This is a genomic window from Shinella sp. H4-D48 (assembly GCF_022637395.1).
Classification (GTDB): domain Bacteria; phylum Pseudomonadota; class Alphaproteobacteria; order Rhizobiales; family Rhizobiaceae; genus Shinella; species Shinella sedimenti.
Genome location: NZ_CP093338.1, coordinates 657,378 through 673,442, shown reverse-complemented (window position 1 = coordinate 673,442; position 16,065 = coordinate 657,378). Strand labels below are relative to the sequence as shown.

General features: G+C 58.3%; 12 protein-coding genes and 1 pseudogene. 5 read left to right on the top strand and 8 right to left on the bottom strand.

All coding sequences use genetic code 11. The annotated features are described in order from the left end of the window. The first annotated feature begins 14 nt into the window (after nucleotides 1–14). The 4 genes from MNR02_RS20115 to MNR02_RS20100 all read left to right on the top strand — a co-directional run bounded on the left by MNR02_RS20115 (nucleotide 15) and on the right by MNR02_RS20100 (nucleotide 4,082). Nucleotides 15–2,174, top strand: coding sequence for a TonB-dependent receptor (locus tag MNR02_RS20115; protein WP_241949079.1), 2,160 nt, complete (start codon nucleotides 15–17; stop codon nucleotides 2,172–2,174). A 73-nt stretch (nucleotides 2,175–2,247) separates the two neighbouring features. Further along, nucleotides 2,248–3,063: a helix-turn-helix domain-containing protein gene (locus tag MNR02_RS20110; protein WP_241949078.1), complete on the top strand. Its 816-nt coding sequence runs from the start codon at nucleotides 2,248–2,250 to the stop codon at nucleotides 3,061–3,063. A gap of 185 nt (nucleotides 3,064–3,248) precedes the next feature. Next, nucleotides 3,249–3,647: a hypothetical protein gene (locus MNR02_RS20105; protein WP_241949077.1), complete on the top strand. Its 399-nt coding sequence runs from the start codon at nucleotides 3,249–3,251 to the stop codon at nucleotides 3,645–3,647. A gap of 30 nt (nucleotides 3,648–3,677) precedes the next feature. Next, nucleotides 3,678–4,082, top strand: coding sequence for a hypothetical protein (locus MNR02_RS20100; protein WP_241949076.1), 405 nt, complete (start codon nucleotides 3,678–3,680; stop codon nucleotides 4,080–4,082). A 462-nt stretch (nucleotides 4,083–4,544) separates the two neighbouring features. Here MNR02_RS20100 and MNR02_RS20095 read toward each other — a convergent pair whose 3' ends face one another. Continuing rightward, nucleotides 4,545–5,651 carry a mandelate racemase/muconate lactonizing enzyme family protein gene (locus MNR02_RS20095; RefSeq protein ID WP_241949075.1) on the bottom strand — a complete coding sequence of 369 codons (1,107 nt, stop codon included), beginning with the start codon at nucleotides 5,649–5,651 and terminating at the stop codon, nucleotides 4,545–4,547. A gap of 192 nt (nucleotides 5,652–5,843) precedes the next feature. On the opposite strand from MNR02_RS20095, the gene MNR02_RS20090 reads away from it, so the two are divergent. After that, a complete protein-coding gene (locus MNR02_RS20090; RefSeq protein ID WP_241602773.1) occupies nucleotides 5,844–6,722 on the top strand; it encodes a LysR substrate-binding domain-containing protein in 879 nt (292 codons plus the stop codon). Between the two features lie 206 nt (nucleotides 6,723–6,928). On the opposite strand, the pseudogene MNR02_RS20085 reads toward MNR02_RS20090, so the two are convergent. The 7 genes and pseudogenes from MNR02_RS20085 to MNR02_RS20055 form a co-directional block, all read right to left on the bottom strand. After that, nucleotides 6,929–7,118: pseudogene (locus tag MNR02_RS20085) on the bottom strand (IS6 family transposase); the annotation flags it as partial. Between the two features lie 83 nt (nucleotides 7,119–7,201). Next, complete coding sequence (locus MNR02_RS20080) at nucleotides 7,202–8,998, bottom strand: methyl-accepting chemotaxis protein (protein ID WP_241602770.1); 1,797 nt, start codon at nucleotides 8,996–8,998, stop codon at nucleotides 7,202–7,204. 51 nt (nucleotides 8,999–9,049) lie between these two features. After that, a complete protein-coding gene (locus MNR02_RS20075) occupies nucleotides 9,050–9,451 on the bottom strand; it encodes a hypothetical protein (protein WP_241949074.1) in 402 nt (133 codons plus the stop codon). 850 nt (nucleotides 9,452–10,301) lie between these two features. Continuing rightward, nucleotides 10,302–12,035 carry a glycerol-3-phosphate dehydrogenase/oxidase gene (locus tag MNR02_RS20070; RefSeq protein ID WP_241949073.1) on the bottom strand — a complete coding sequence of 578 codons (1,734 nt, stop codon included), beginning with the start codon at nucleotides 12,033–12,035 and terminating at the stop codon, nucleotides 10,302–10,304. After that, the gene (locus MNR02_RS20065; RefSeq protein WP_241949072.1) at nucleotides 12,032–13,534 is read right to left on the bottom strand and encodes an FGGY-family carbohydrate kinase; all 1,503 of its coding nucleotides are present in this window, start codon (nucleotides 13,532–13,534) and stop codon (nucleotides 12,032–12,034) included. The genes MNR02_RS20070 and MNR02_RS20065 overlap by 4 nt, the downstream gene beginning before the upstream one ends. A 1-nt stretch (nucleotide 13,535) precedes the next feature. Next, on the bottom strand, nucleotides 13,536–14,510 hold the full coding sequence (locus MNR02_RS20060; protein WP_241602755.1) for an ABC transporter permease: 975 nt from the start codon (nucleotides 14,508–14,510) through the stop codon (nucleotides 13,536–13,538). Further along, complete coding sequence (locus MNR02_RS20055) at nucleotides 14,507–16,045, bottom strand: sugar ABC transporter ATP-binding protein (RefSeq protein ID WP_241949071.1); 1,539 nt, start codon at nucleotides 16,043–16,045, stop codon at nucleotides 14,507–14,509. The genes MNR02_RS20060 and MNR02_RS20055 overlap by 4 nt, the downstream gene beginning before the upstream one ends. Between the last annotated feature and the right edge of the window lie 20 nt (nucleotides 16,046–16,065).

Sequence of the window (16,065 nt, the reverse complement as noted above, 5' to 3'; positions counted from 1 at the left end):
TCGGGGCGATAGGCATGAGCGGCAATTTGGGTGGCCAGAAAATCAAGCAGAATAATTTTAAAAAGCAATATGAGTTCAAATGCCTAGCTCGCGTGTCGATGCTTGCAATCGTGGCCACGGCGGGTGTGCCTGCAAACGCTCAGGAAGCGTCCGAACAGGAATCTACCGTGCTTGAGCCGATCATCATAACCGCCCGAAAAACGGAAGAACGGATAAAGGACGTACCTCAAAGCATAACCGTGGTACGATCCCAAGACATCGACAGCAATGCGCTCGACCCAAGCGGAGCGATCGCGGCGAAGTCTCCAAACGTTGTGTGGCAGAGTGCATCCGTAGGCAGACAGTTCTTTTCGATCCGCGGCATCAGTTCTCTCGGTGTGCCGAACAATTTCTCCGATGGCACCATCGGCTTCACGGTTGATGGCATGCCCCAGAGCATGTTGAGTTCACAGAATATGCTCTTCGACATCGATCATGTGGAAGTTCTTCGTGGGCCGCAGGGAACGCTATGGGGCACGAATGCGCTTGGCGGCGCAATCAATGTGACCACCAAACAGCCGGACGGCGAACACGAGGCCAAAATCACAACGGAATATGGAGAACATGGCTACGCCATGGGCGAAGCCACACTCGGCGGCGTCCTGATCCCAGATGCTCTGAACGGGCGAATGGCAATTCGTTTCAACCGCTTCGACGGTGATATCGACAGCCTGTCCACCGACGATCTCGGCGCAAGAAAAATCGGGGCCTTCCGCGGAGGGCTGCAATTCAATGGCTTCGATGACACGACTGTCACACTGACGGGCAACTATCTTCGTGACAACTCAAACGCCCCGTTTTCGCTTTTGCGCGGAGCGCCTGGGTTCCCGATCAGTGGGGTCGTAACAGAACCTGACTATGTTACGACGCATGCGGATGTGGGATTGACTATCAAGCACGAGTTCGAGGACTTTTCCCTCACGTCCATCACCGGCTTTCAGAATAACAAGATGACGGCCCGGACCGAAGCAAATGATGTCCTCATTCCGTCGCCATTCCCGTTGGTAGGAAGCAATGTCTGGCACGGGGTCGACAAGGAAAAGATCTTCAGTCAGGAGATCCGGCTTAACTCCCTTGAAGGAGATGATATCAGGTGGGTCGTGGGAGGGAGCCTTAACTATTCGGATCTCGACCATAGCTGCGAGGCTTCACAATGCGCGCCATTTCCTTATTCCGGTCTCGTCACCATGGACACGAATCTTCGAGCTTTGAATCTCGGCCTGTTCGGTGACGCCTCCATCCCGCTTGGCGAGAAATGGGAAGTGTCATTTGGCGGGCGACTGAGCCATGATGACATTAAACTCAAACAGACCAACGATCTTGGGGTGCCCGGCCTCACGGGCGGCAGCGATGCGGATGGGACCTATCTCACGGGACGCGCTGCGCTCGCTTACAAATGGAACGACACCGCACAGAGCTACGTCTCCATCGCTCGGGGCCATGGGACCAGAATCTACCCGCTGTTTTCCTATCCGAACAATGGCATTGTGGCCGACGCTTACCCGGCGGCCGAGAATTGGACCTATGAGATTGGCACCAAGGTTGCGCTTTTCGACGACCGTCTCGAACTGGACGGGAGTATCTTTTATAACGACGTTAAGAACGGTGTCCTGAGCTATTATGATCCGCGCCTTGGAGGTTTTGCCACGACTTTCCAGAGTTACGAGACGTCGGGGTTCGAGCTGCAGGCGCGTGCTGCAATTACGGACGAATTAAGCTTCAATGCGGGCGTGGGTTATACACATACCCGGCTCGGCTCGGACGGAGCGAGCTCGATTTTCGAAGGGAACCGGGTTCCCAATATTCCAGAATGGAGTGTCTCGGCGGGCCTGGCTTATGAAACGGATGCTGAAGTGGTAGGCCTGCCCGGCTCGTTCAGTGCCGCCATCGATTATCAGTACAGAAGCTCTCGCCCCGCTGATGTACAATCCACATTCAACCTTGATGCATATAGCATCGTCAATGCACGGGTTGGCTGGAAAGACGCGAGCGGTGATTTTGAAATCTATGGTTTCGGACGCAACCTGTTTGACGAACGTTATGAAACGTTCGGCGCCGCCGGTTATTTCGGAAGCCAGGTTGTTTCTGTGAGCCAGGGCCGCGTCCTGGGGGTCGGGATTTCAAAGTCCTTTTAGCTGATCACACTATATCAGCGCTTTGATGGCATGTACGTCTCGCCAATGCCGACTGAAGATGAGAGGTTTTTCAATGCCTATCTTGGAAGAATTCGAGACCGGATTTGATCCTGATACGGTGGATAAACCTCTCATCGTCGTTGGTGCCAAAAGAGCGGTATCCTACTGGGAGAAGGGAAAACACGCGCACAGAAAGGCTTCACTTTTACTGAATCTACGCGGAATGGTGACGTGCGAAGCAGACGATGGTGTTTGGATCGTTCCTCCCCACTCTGCGTTGTGGATGCCCGCTGGGAAAGCTCATTCTGGGCGTCTGTCCGGTAACATCGAATGCTATGCGGTTTTCATCGAACCCGAATTGATCACCAAGCAGCCAAATTCGTGCGCAACTCTTTCCGTTTCTCCTCTCTTGAGGGAACTGGTTCTCAGATGCGCGCAGTCGCCTGTCGATGCGCCATTTTTCGACGCGGATTTTCGCATCCTGGCGGTCCTGCTGGATGAAATTGATGCGGCTCAGGAAGTGAAACTCACGTTTCCCATGCCGAAATCGGCTCCTCTTCGCCAGCTTGCAGATTTGCTTCTCAGACATCCTATGGACAAGGCGACCCTCGCCCAATGGGCAGCAAGGATCGGATTGAGTGAGCGCACCTTAAGCCGGTCACTGCTCGTAGAAACTGGTATGAGCTTTGGTCGCTGGCGACGCCATCTGCATGTTGTCATTGCTCTTCAACGACTTGGTGACGGCGAAACCGTTCAGAACGTCGCGATCGATCTCGGGTATGAAAGTGCGAGCAGTTTCGTGACAATGTTTCGAAAGACCCTGGGAAAACCTCCGGCGCGCTACCTCATGCATCAGGCCTACAGTCTGGGTGAAGAGCGCCCCTCGTGAGACCGGAGTCCGCGTTTCATTGCGGCGGGATCGAACAATACAATGTCACGATTGCGCAATGACGTCACTTATGGACTGACTTATTGCTTTCAAACAGAAGAAAATACAGCGCGTGTGATCACGCTCTTTTTCATGTGGGCAGATCATGACTGCCAAATCAAAAAAATTCAGGTAGGAGTATTGCAGTGAGCGAAAAGAAGCCAGTTGGCCTTGCAATTGTTTGGCTGGTCCCGGCGGTCGGAGCCGCGATCTTTGTCACAATCCAGTGTTTCTCTTTTCTGAACGATTACGTCAGAAGCGGCGGGACAATGCAGGCCATTACATTCGGCCCAGCTGAATTGTGGGCAATCTCCATCGTTTACGGTGCCTGGGTCATCCCGCCATTGCTGGCGCTTGCCGCAAGGCGCGCGACCGACTGGGCAATGCTCGTCATCGGCGGTCTGCTTTTCGCCATGAGCACGCTTGGCGGCGTCTGGGATGGCTTGCGCGACGGCGGCCACCTCGTTGGCCTGGAGCTGCTGGCCGTAACGCTCCCGGGTGCGGTCGCGGTGATCATGTCGTGGCAACACATCCGCTCGAATTGAACCCCATTCATCTCGGCAAGGAAACAACATATGCCTTTGGACAGCACCAACTTCCCCTTCGTCTGGATGACGTATGACGAGGGCCCGGACCACGATCACGATGAGGATTTCGAGGCGCTGGAAGCCAATCTGAAACGCGGCACACCTTTCGTGCTCCTGACGGATTCAGCGCCGACCGAAGAGCACCAGCACAGCCAGGAAGAAAAGAAGCGCACGTCGCTTTGGATGAAGAAGCATAAGGCCGAACTTCGAACGCTGGTGCTGGCGATGATCGTGATCGAACCGAGCGCCGCCAAGCGTCTGGCATTCAAGCCCTTCGGCATCGCCTTCGCCAAGTTCTGGGGTTACCCGTTGAAGCTCGCTTCCTCTCGCGAAGAGGCTATGGCAATCGCCGGGAAACTGATGTCGGAGCGTTCCGGGCGTGCAACGGCCTGAAAAACGGCTGAGCGGCTGATCTTCAAAAACGATCTTCCGTTCACGCTGGCCATGTGATGCCTGCCGTTCGCCTCGCGTGCAGCCGACCTCGGGGGCGATCCATCTTGGCGATCGGGATATCACATTCGAGCCCCCATCGCCGGGATATCGGTATCGTCTTGCCGCCGCCCGCCGCCAGACGGAGCCGGGCAATGCCGCCCATGCGGTGCCCCGATGCATGATCTCATCTCATGCGCCTCCGTCTCGCCTGGCCAGGCGGCCAGCGCCGGCGACTGCTCGTGATCTACGGATTGTGGAAGCGGATCGGGCAACCTGAGCGAGTTCGGTGACTAGCGGGATCCACTCCGCGAGCTTAGTCATAGTGGCGCCAGACCAGCGGCTCGACACCCATCAAGAGCCCCTTTATCTTATCCAACTGCAATCCCCTCTAGCCAAGGAACTGCTTATTCATTCTCACAAAAATCATCCGTAGGAACTGACAGGACTTCCAAAAAGCGATTCATCGGGTACCACGCCCAGGCCCGGTCCAATCGGAAGCTCTATATAGCCGCCCCCAATGGCCACGCTGTTTTCAGGGTCGTAATGACCTTCGATATAGGGCTGAGCCAGCCATACACCTTCGTTGAGGCGCGGCAGGACCGTTGCGCCAATGTGGGTGCAGGCGGCAGCGATGATGTCGCCACCCCATGCGTCGTCGCACGTGTGGGGCATCGAGCGGGCCTCGCAGACATCGCGAAAAGCCGCCATCTGTTGCAGACCGCCGATGCGGGTGACCTTCATACCGAAACCGTCGCAAAGGCCCTCGCCGACAGCGCGGATTACGGTCGAGAGATCGGTTCCGTTCTCGTCGAGATAGACGCCGTGGTGAAGCTGTCCGCGAATAGCTTTGATTTCCTCGAGCGTGTTGCAGGGTTGTTCCAGGATGAATGGGATGTCAGGGCATTCGCGGCTGAGACGCAGCGTATCACGCGTTGTTAGCGATCGATTGCCATCGACGGCGAGGCGCATTCTGCTCCCCACACGTTCCCAGACCTTCCGCACGACCGCGATGTCGATCTCAACTGGTCGGCCGCCTACTTTGATTTGCATGCGCGGATAGCCTTCTGCCGCACGCTCTGCGGCAATGCGCGCAATGTCATCTGGTTCACCGACACCGGAGGCGTAGTAGGAGGGCACCCGCTCGGTTACAACGCCACCCAGAAGATCAGCTACGCGCATGCCGAAATGCTTGCCCATGAGGTCGTAGGCGGCGATATCGATGGCGGCTTTCGCATACTGATGGCCGTTCAGAAGGCCGTCCATGGTGCGGCGGAGCACGACGGGCTGAAGCGGGTTCGCGCCAATGAGACCCTGAGCGACCACCGCCAGTGCCGATCTGGCACCTTCAGCATGGTGCGGCTGGTACGTGGGGCCGACGGGACAGGTCTCGCCCCAACCCACAAGGCCGTTGTCGGTGACGATCTTGACCAGTGTGGTATCGAGCGAAAACACTTTACTGCTGGCTATCGTATAGGGGCCGTTCACGACAGGCAGGGCATGCGAATAAATATGGATTTCCGTGATCTTCATGGAAGCCTCAAGAAAGTGGCCATGGTCGACAAAACGGCCAGGTTGGGAAGAAATCTGAACAGACCTCTTGGAGGGCGAGCATTCGAATGGTTCAACTCGCCGAGAGTGTCATCATGGTAAGACCAATTGACAACAGCACTTTTTTTGAAGTGAGATTAGATGGATTAATGTCAGTGACTGATAAGGTGATCGATGCGCCGTCCTTACGATCTTCCGTCCCTGACGGCTCTGTCCTGTTTCGAAGCCGCTGCTCGCAAGGCAAGTTTCAAGGATGCCGCGCAGGAGATGAGCGTAACGCCGGCGGCGGTCAGCCATCAAATAAAGGCACTTGAACTGGATCTCGGGTGCAGCCTGTTCGTTCGGCGCAGCCGCGGTGTCGAACTGACGGAAAAGGGCGCTTTCCTGTTTCTTTCGATCCGTCGTGGTTTCGAGGGAATATCGGAGGCGGTGACACAGATCCGCGACCGGCATGAGACGGTCGACGTGACAATCCGTACGACCACGGCGATAAGCTCCTTGTGGCTCATGCCCAAAATCTCGGCGTTCTGGAAAATCCATCCATCCGTGAGTGTCTCCCAGGTTACGAGTGATGTTCCTAGCACCAGCGGGCACTGCGATCTCAGCATCCACTATGGCGATCCCGACGAGAGCGGCGTGGAGCACCGCCTTCTTTTTCAGGACCGTATTGTAGCGCTGGGGACCGCTGCTTTCGCCGCGCAGCACGGTGTTTCGAGCATTGCGGACCTTCGCAAAGTGCCGCTCATCCATATGAACAACGAGGAGAACGGCTGGACGACCTGGACCGACTGGTTCGAGGCGCTCGGACATGCGGCGCCGAAAGGGCGGGGCTTTTTCGTGAACAACTATATGATCGCGTTACAAGCAGCCCAGGACGACGTCGGCGCCGTGTTGGGCTGGGACGGGCTGGTGAGCAGCGTGATGGCGGCGGGGCGGCTTATTGCGCTGGTGCCACAATCGGTTTCCTCACCCGTGCCGTTCCATTTGAGAATCCATGCCAAGGCCACCGCCAAATCGCGCATGTTTGCGGATTGGTTGGTCAAGGCAATCTGATCCGACTTCAACAGGTGCGATAAGGCGTGTCGCGAAGCTGGTGATGGGACGCATTGGAGCGAAGTACACCCTGCGTTTATGCTTTGTTAACTTTTGGAAGGCCGACGAGCCACGCGAACAGGTCGTTCGTTGACGGTCCAATCGCCAGTGAAGCCAAAACCCTTCCGCAGCCGCTTCTCGATCATCGGCGCGTAGGCAAGGACTCAGCGGTCGATCGCGCAGTGATCCACTTCGAAGCCGCGCTCTCGGAATATCTCCTCCAAAACGCGATAGCTCAGCGAAGGGCGCAAGTACCAGGCAACGGCCCGAACAATGGAGCCGTGCCTCGAAATGCCGCCCTTTGAAGTCGTCCGTCGACTGGCGCTTCGGCTTTTCGGCAATGGCATTGAAAATCATGGCTACGATCCGCCACATTGGGGCGAGAATGTCTCAGCTGATGGTCAACACGCCTTTAATCAAGAAAATTTGCGACAGGCCCCTTAGAACTCTTCCCAGCTTTCGGCTGCAACTCCGTTCCCGACTTTCCCAGATATCTTGGAGAGCATCTGCCTTGCCGGCGAGGGAACAGGTCGATGAGCCGGCTTGGCAATCTCAGGTCTGCGGCTTGATGTTTTGTCCAGCGAAGGCCTGCCTGAAACCCCACCGAGCTGGAAGCCTTCGATTAGTTCCCGCAGACGCGCTGTCTCCTGAGCAAGCGTTGCACTGGCAGCGTTGGTTTCTTCGACCATGGCGGCATTGCGCTGCGTGACCTGATCCATTTGATTGACCGCGGAATTGACTTCCGACAGTCCAGTCGCCTGTTCCTTGGCCGAACTGGTGATCGCCTCCATGTGGTCATTAACCGCCACAATGTTCTGCTGGATTGTACGCAGAGCTTCGCCAGTTTCGCTGACGAGCCTGACGCCGGTGCTGACCTCCTCCGAGGAGTTACGGATCAGCCCCTTGATTTCCTTTGCAGCCTGAGCAGAGCGTTGCGCAAGTTCGCGCACCTCCTGCGCCACTACAGCGAACCCCTTTCCGGCTTCGCCGGCACGTGCAGCCTCGACCCCGGCGTTCAGCGCGAGAAGGTTCGTCTGAAAGGCAATTTCGTCGATAACACCGATGATGTTGGAGATCTGGTTGGACGAACTTTCGATCCGCGACATCGCGCCCACCGCGTCGGCAACAACGTTCCCGGAGCGTGCTGCATTTTCACTCGCCGTTGCAGCAGCATGACGGGCTTCGTCGGCGCGCTTTGCGGCGTTGCTCACATTGACTGTGATCTCATCAAGTGCTGCGGCGGTCTCTTCAAGTGACGCGGCTTGCTGTTCGGTCCGCTTGGAAAGGTCTTCCGCACTTTGGCTGATTTCGCGCGTGCCAGTATCAATCTGATCGGTCGCATGCGCGACATCGCCAAGGGTGTTCCGCATCTGGCTGAGCGCCTCGTTCATCGTGTTCCTCAGCCCCTCGAAATCGGGCGCAAACGGATGTTCGATGCTGAATGAGAGATCTCCCTGTGCAAGCTTGGTCAGCGCTGCGCCGATGGTCTTCACCGCATGCACTCGCTCTGTCACGTCGGTCGCGAATTTCACGACCTTGGTGACTTTGCCCTTGGAATCCAAGATTGGATTATACGATGCGTTGATGACGACAAGTTTACCGTTCTTGCCATAGCGGGTAAATTCGGCAGCCTGAAACTCCCCACGGCGCAGCGCGTCCCAAAATTCCTTGTAAGCCGGTGTTCGGGCGTATTCCGGATCAACCAGCATGCTGTGGCTACGACCCTTGATCTCGTCCAGACGATAGCCGATCGCTCTCAGGAAGTTATCGTTCGCGGTCAGGATTTCACCGTCGATGGTAAACTCGATGATCCCTTGAACACGGCTGATCGCCACCATCTGGCCTGCGAAATCGATATTCTGCAACCGTTCTTTCGCGTTTGCCCACTCCACGACGAAGCCCGTCGTCCTGTTTCCTTCAAGCAGCGGTGTGACAATCAGGTCGAAGGCACGGTGGCCGATCCAGATCGTGGCTCGGTGCTGGGTCTTCAGCGCCGCGAGCATGTTTCGCTGATGGGACGGATTCTTATGGAAAATGTCGATGTTGCTTCCTACAAGTTTGTCAAAGACAAACCGCGGCAATTCCTTCTTCAGGTCAGATTCGGCTTCTTTGAGCAGCGCAGTGACGGCCTCATTCATATATCGGATGTTCAGATCGGCGTCGGCGATCATGATATTGGCAGTAATGGAGTTCAAAGACCTTGTCTGCATTTGCGTAATTTTAGAACTGCCGAACATTTTCAGATCTCTCCTCTGGCGATCCTGTAGAAGAGACGATCACACGGTCTCTTATCGTGGTAGTACTCGTAAGCAAGTGAACTGATTGCGCGGGATGGTGTCGAGCTTTGCAGCATCTTCGACCGGAACTTCGGCCGAGTAATCATTCAAGGCAATGATTTTCATTGTCGTGCCATGAGCGCCAGCCGCCTCCAGGACGGCTCTGAGGAGCGGCCCGGAGAACTTTACTTTGCCTTCGGTCCAGGGTGTTTCCATCTCCCCTGTGCGGCTTGTGAGAGCCTCGAGCATGGGAAGGTCAAATTGTGCCGTCTCGTCTATGTTGGGATGGTCCAGGTGGGCAGCAGATATCGTCAAAATGACTTCCCCTTTTGGCTTGTCGAGCGCGAAAGCCAAGGTCGGGAAGCATAAGGCTGTTAACGCCAAAGACGTAAAAAGCATGCGAATTTGCATCATGAACTCCACTTTTACGCGGCAACCCGCGCGATTTCACGCGCGCTTCAGCGTCAATATCTTCAGGGAAGTGCCCAAAGGCCAAGAGTTGCTGGCACAAACGTGGTAGCGGCATATCGGCGCCGTTGTTGTGCCGGATCGACATCATGCCGTCCATCGCGCGTCCAAGAGGACACCCCAGATATAGGGGCAATTTCCTTCAATTATATTAATCTCAAGAAGAGTATTGTAAGTTTAAGTCGCTTTTTGCTGCGGAGAGCGCCATGATAGTGGAAAAGTGTAGTTTAGGCCAATTCAGGCCGCAGACTTGATGATGGTTCATCATGAATTTCCATCGCATTTGGCAGAGCTGTACGCGCTGCCATACCCGACGGCCAACTCGCGACTGCCGGGACGGTAAGTTTAGATCGAGGTGGCACACACCATCCAGCGTATCCAGGATCGTAACACGCCTGATCGCAGGAGCCTGTCTGGTGTAAGATCAACAGAAGAATTCGGGCGTTACCCGCCTCCCACGACAACCGATCCAAACATGGTCTCACCGAAGGGCTTTTTCGATAACTATCGTCGCGTTGAGACTTCCCTGTTACGTCTATTCGTAATTCATGGGTGATCGAACGACAAATTCGGGTGCGGGACATTTCTAAGAGTTCAGATGAGATCAGCGTGGAATATCAGAGGGGTCGTAGGTTCGAATATCTCTCAAGGCACTCACCGACAACCCGGCCTCAATTGCTCATGACCTTCGCGTGGTTTTCCAGGCTGGTCCTAGACCTTTTAGAGCAATTCGGCCGGATCCACACTTCAGTTGTTACCTCGCATTGGCGACGCTCGCAGCTTTGAACCGCGGGCCTCAGATGAAGCGTGGATGCGGTGCCGTTGCCGCGGAAATGTCGATCCTGTGAAGTCTTCGATACCGGTCCACCAGCCGCCCAAGCTCCGCAGACTGCTTTGCGGCATCCCAGCCACGAAATGCCGCGATGGTCTCGACAAGCTCGCGAAGGGCAGCGTGCCTGAGCGGGCGCTCCATGAAGACCGAGCTTCGGCCGAACAGGAAGTCTTCGGCGTGGAGGACCAGTTCTGTGTTGCTGACGAAGGCGATTTCTTCTCTCGAAAACTCTGGAAGCGAAGCCAGGAACGTCTCGCCTCCGGCAAGCGCCTCGGCAATGCTTTTCGCGCGCGAGCCGTATCGGGACACAAGTTGGCGCGCCCTGCTCCTATCGAGCCTGTGTTCCTGTGCGATCGTGGTCAGCAGCCGCTCCGTATGTGTCGATGCCTGCGAGAGCCCGGCGCCACCGCCGATCGGCGTGTTTTCGGTTGAAGACAAACGGCGCTTGCCCAGCCGCTTGAGGATCTCATCTGTGACTTCAGCGGAGAAAGCGCGGAACGTCGTCCATTTGCCACCGACCAGCGAGAGGATCGGGAAGCGCCGCTCTCCCTCTGGCGGCAATTCGGGCATGGAATGATCGCGGCTTATCCGGCCGGGATCGCTCGCATCGTTTGCCGGTAGCGGACGCACGCCGGCATAGCTGAAGAAGATGCTGGAACGATCAACGGAAACTTGCGGAAACAGGCGCCGAAACGCGCTGAGGAGATAATCCACCTCGTCATCATCGCAGATTACCCCGTCGGGATTGTCGACCGGTATGTCGGTTGAGCCGAGCAGTACATGGCCCATGAAGTTCGACAGGATGCAGATGCGCCCGCCTGCGGCTTCGAAATAAATCATCCGGCCGTTCAGCGTTTCGGCAAGTGCCGGCAGCTCCAGCATGAGATGACTGCCCTTGGTGCCGCCGATCATACGACGAGCCGACGAGGCCCCTGAATTCACGCGGTCGATCCACGCGCCGGCGGCATTCACCATGATATCGCAGGTCATGGAAAACATCTCGCCGGTTTCCACATCCTGTAACGCGACCTCATTGCCTTCGACCCTCACAAAGCGAACGTGGTTGAGGGCGAGATTGCCGGGATGCGCGGCCATGCCATCGAGCGCCAGTTCAAGCACGAGACGTTCAGGCGAGGTGATCCAGGCATCGTAATAGGAGGCCGCAACCTTCAACGAGGGATCGAGATCGGGAATTTCGCGCAGGATGTCCTGGCGCGCGATCATGCGATGGCGGGGCATGGCCCGGTTCAAGGCGCCGTATAGATCGTAGAGCCACAGGCCAAGCTTGATGACCAAAGCGCCGCGTTCGGTGATCTTCGCCGGCATGCGTAGGAACTTGCGCAGGGCCGGTACGATGCCGTCGAACCAAGAATGGATCGGGATAATCATTTCCAGCGGGCGGACATAGTGCGCAGCGTTGAGCAGCAGCCGGTTGCGCTCGGCCGCGGATTCGCGCACGAGGCGGAACTCGCCCGTCTCCAGATATTTGAGCCCGCCATGGATCATCCGCGACGGCGCTCGGCTGGCGCCCGAGCAAAAATCACTCTGTTCCACGAGAAGACACCCGACACCTTGCAGGCTGAGATCGCGAAACGTGCCCATGCCGTTGATGCCGCCGCCGACGATGAGGACGGGAACATGACCGATCGTGCGCAGGGCTGCCAGGGCGTTTTCCCGGGTGATTTTCACTGCGGTCATGGCACTGCCTTCTCGTCTCGCCGTTGCATAATCGTGTCGATGGCATCGCAGTAGCGGCCATAACCGGCACCGAGCCGCGCAACAGCATCACCCGGCTCGTAGATGCGAAGTTGCGGCCTTGTGCGAAGGCATGCCTCCTCCCAGCCGTTGTACACGCCGGCTGCGATCCCTGCGGCGATGGCTGCGCCCAAGGCACCAGCCTCCGGCATTTCCGGCACCTCGACGCGGCGGTTCAACGCGTCGGCAAAGAGCTGCCCGAAGAACGGATTTCGGCTGCTGCCCCCCGTAAGCCGTACACGGCCGACCGCGCCATGCGGATCAATCAGGTCGATATGGTGCCGGTGATTGAAGACGATGCCTTCTGCGACGGCGCGCAGCATGTGGCCGCGCCCGTGCCACCCCCGCAGCCCGACAAAGGCGGCCGGCACGTCCTCGGCATGGGGGGAGCCGTAGAGGTAGGGGAGGTAGACGACATCGGACGGATCGCCAGCAACGGCATCCAGTTCGGCTTGCAGCGTGGCGAAGGGATTGCCGTTCGCCAGCGCGTCGCGAGCGGATGTCTGCACGAACCAGTCGAGATTGGCGCTGGAGGCCGGTGAGACCGACATGTTCATCCATTGGTCGGCACGCAGCCCGTTGCGCGCGTTCCAGCCGATAGAGGTTTTGGGTGTATCAACCAGCATTTCGTTGATCGAATAAGTTCCGGCGATCACCGCGATCGTGCCCGTTTCCGTCACGCCCGACCCGACGGCGCAAGCGGTCACGTCGTGCAGGCCCGCCGCAACGGGCGTGCCGATGGCAAGACCGGTCAGTTGCGCGACGTCCTCGGTTATATGGCCCGCCACGTCACCCGGCATGAAGACCGGCGGCAGGGCGCCGGCAATCGCACCCAGGCCGAAGAGGGCTAGCGCCTCGTCGCTATAGCGCTGCGTTCGGATGTCGGAGAACGCGACACTCGCCTCGGTGAAGTCGGTCGCCACCTTGCCGGTCAGGCAGTAGCGCAGCCAGTCCTTGCAGGAGAGGATCGCGGCGATCTGGTCGTAGCGTTCGGGCTCCTCCTCTCGCAGGTGGGCGAGCAGCGGTGCAGGGGAGGAGGGGAAGGGGCGTTGGCCGGTCAGCTCCAGCGCGCGAGCCGAGACGCCGGTTTCGTCCCAGCGCCGCAGCAGGGCCTGCGCCCGGCTGTCGAGCGAGGTGGCGGCAAGGCCAAGCGGTGCGCCGGCGCGGTCGAGCAGGTAGAGCCCGTCGCCATGCCCAGCCACCGAAACGGCGGCCGGGCGCACCTCACTGCCGACGCTTGCGCTTGCAAGCTCCAGCGCCTCGCGAATAGCCGCTGCAGAGGCTTGCCAGTGCCCCGCCATGTCGCGTTCAACATGGCGGGGCACAGTCTTGATCTGCGCGACCTCGCGCCGGGCCAGCGCCACCACCTCTCCGTCGTCCCGGAAGACAACGGCCTTGGTGACGGTAAGCCCGCTATCCAGCCCCAGAAGATAGGCGGTCATGTCAGGATTCCAGCCTCGCGTGACGCAGCCTTTCCTGAAGGCTCGCCAGATAGATCGCCACGAGAAGCACGGCGCCGAAGACGACCTGGCGGATCGATGGCGGCACGCCGTGCAGGTTCATCAGGTTCTCGATGATTGCGATCACCAGCACCGCTGCGAAGACCCCGCCGACATTGCCCTTGCCACCGGTCATCGCAGTGCCGCCGAGAATGGTGCCCGCAAACACCATCATAATATCGCCCTGACCCATGTCGGCGACCACGGACTCCAGACGGCCGACTTCGAGAAGGCCACCGAGCGAGGCAAGGAAGCCCGCTATGACAAAGCAGACGACCTTCGTCCGCTCGATGTTAACCCCGGCCACGAAGGCGGCGTGCTCATTGTTGCCAAGTGCGAGGATATCCTTGCCGAGGCGATGGCGGTCGATCAGCAGCCAGGCCACGAGGAAGATCGCGATCCACACCAGAACGGCCACCGGCACGATGCCGAACAGCTTGGCCGAACCGAGATAAACATAGCCTTCCGGCAGGTAGTAGATGCCTTCCGGGATGAGATAGACCACAATGCCGCGCATCAACAACATGGTGCCGAGGCTGACAAGGAACGAGCTTACCCTAAGCTTTACGGAGAAAACCCCGTTCACCAATCCCGCCAGTGCGCCGAACACGAGCGTGGCAATGACGGCGAGGATTGGGTAGCTCTCCAGACCCATGCCCTGGAAGAACATAACGATGGCCAGTGCAGGCGCCAGCGCGAAAGTCGATTCAAGCGACAGGTCCACATTGGCGGTCAATAGCACGAAGAACAGCCCCAGTACCATGCACCCAAGCGGTGCGGCCGCCCACATCACATTGAGGATGTTGCGCGTCGACAAGAAGCCCGGAACGGCCAGCCCCGCGAGGCACAGAAGCGCGAGAAGGGCCCAGATCAGATGCTTTTCCAGAACCAGGAAAACGAATTTATTCACCGAAGTCATGCTGGCACCTCAACACCCTGTATCGCCTTGTAGATCGTTTCGACGTCGAAACCCGGCTTGCCGCGCTTCAACTCCCGGATCACACGTCCCTGATAGAAGATCAGGATTCTGTCGCAGATCTCGGCCAGCTCTTCCTCGCTTTCCGAGATCATGATGACGCCGGCATTGGCCGACAGGTCCTCGCGGATCATCTTGAGGATGTCCGGCTTGGCGGAAATATCGACGCCGCGCGTCGGTTCGTTCAAAAGCACCAGCCGCGGCGCCGTCAGGGACAGCCGTCCGAGCAGGATTTTCTGCTTGTTGCCGCCCGACAAGCCGTCGATGGGCACGTCGAGCCCCGGTGTCTTGACCTTGAGGCGCGTGACGATGGAGCGGGCGACAGCCTCGCATTCCGCGCGCCGCACGAAGCCCAGGCGGTTGGTGAGCACGGGAAGCCCCGCAATGATCGCGTTCTCCAGCACCGAACGGTTCTGGATAACCGCCTGCTCCTCGCGGTGCTTGGGCAGGAAGGAAACACCCGCCGTTTGCGCCATCTTCGGGCTTCTAAGACGGACGTCCCTGCCGTCCATCACGATCGAACCACTGTAGGTCGGGACCAGCCCGTAGAGCGCTTCGATGGCGGCGTCCTTGCCGGACCCTTCCAGCCCGGCAAAGCCCAGCACCTCGCCACGATGAAGTTGGAAATCAAGTTGGGAAAGCGAGCGTCCGGCCTTGAGCGCGCGCACCGTCAAGACGGGCGGGGACGCAAATTCGGGCTCGTCGGTATAGTTGATCTCGGTGCGTGCGACGTCGCCGACGATCCAGTCGGCCAGTTCCCTCGCGGTGGTTTTCGAGGTCTCGAGCGTTGCGACGCGCTCGCCGTCGCGCATCACCGAAACACGATCCGTAAAGCCCATGACTTCGCTGACATGGTGTGAGATCAGCGTGAAAGACAGATCGGGCTGCTCAACGATCAGACGGCGCAGCAGCTTAAGCAGGCTGTCCTTGCGCTCGCTGGTCAGCGACGCGGTAATCTCGTCCAACAGAATGGTGCTTGCCTTCTCGATGAAGACAGCGCGGCCGAAGGCGAGAAGCTGCTGGGTTTCGAGCGGCAGGTCGCCCATGCGATCCTCCGGCCGGGCGCGCAGGCCGAGTTGCGCGAGCACCTCGGAAGATTGCCGCCGCGTTATGGCTGGGGACAGGAAATTCAGCCGGCTCGCCGGATGGCGACCCATGAATAGATTGTCCGCGACCGACAGGTCCGCGGCGAAGGCCGGCTCCTGGGTGACAAGCGCGATGCCGAGCTTCTTGGCACGAGACGGCCCGGACTGGGATGGCGTGAGGCCGCCGCGGCTGGTGACGATCTGCCCCTGGCTCGGCGCCAGCAATCCAGCTACCATAGAGACGAGCACCGATTTCCCCGCACCATTCTTGCCGATCAGACCATGGATCTCGCCCTTGCGTACATCGAGATCAACCGAGTCGACCGCCAGAACGCCTGGAAAGCGGCGCGTAACGCCTTGCACGGCAAAGCTCAGCGAAGGGTCCAGTGTCATGGAAACTCCTGTTGCGGTTC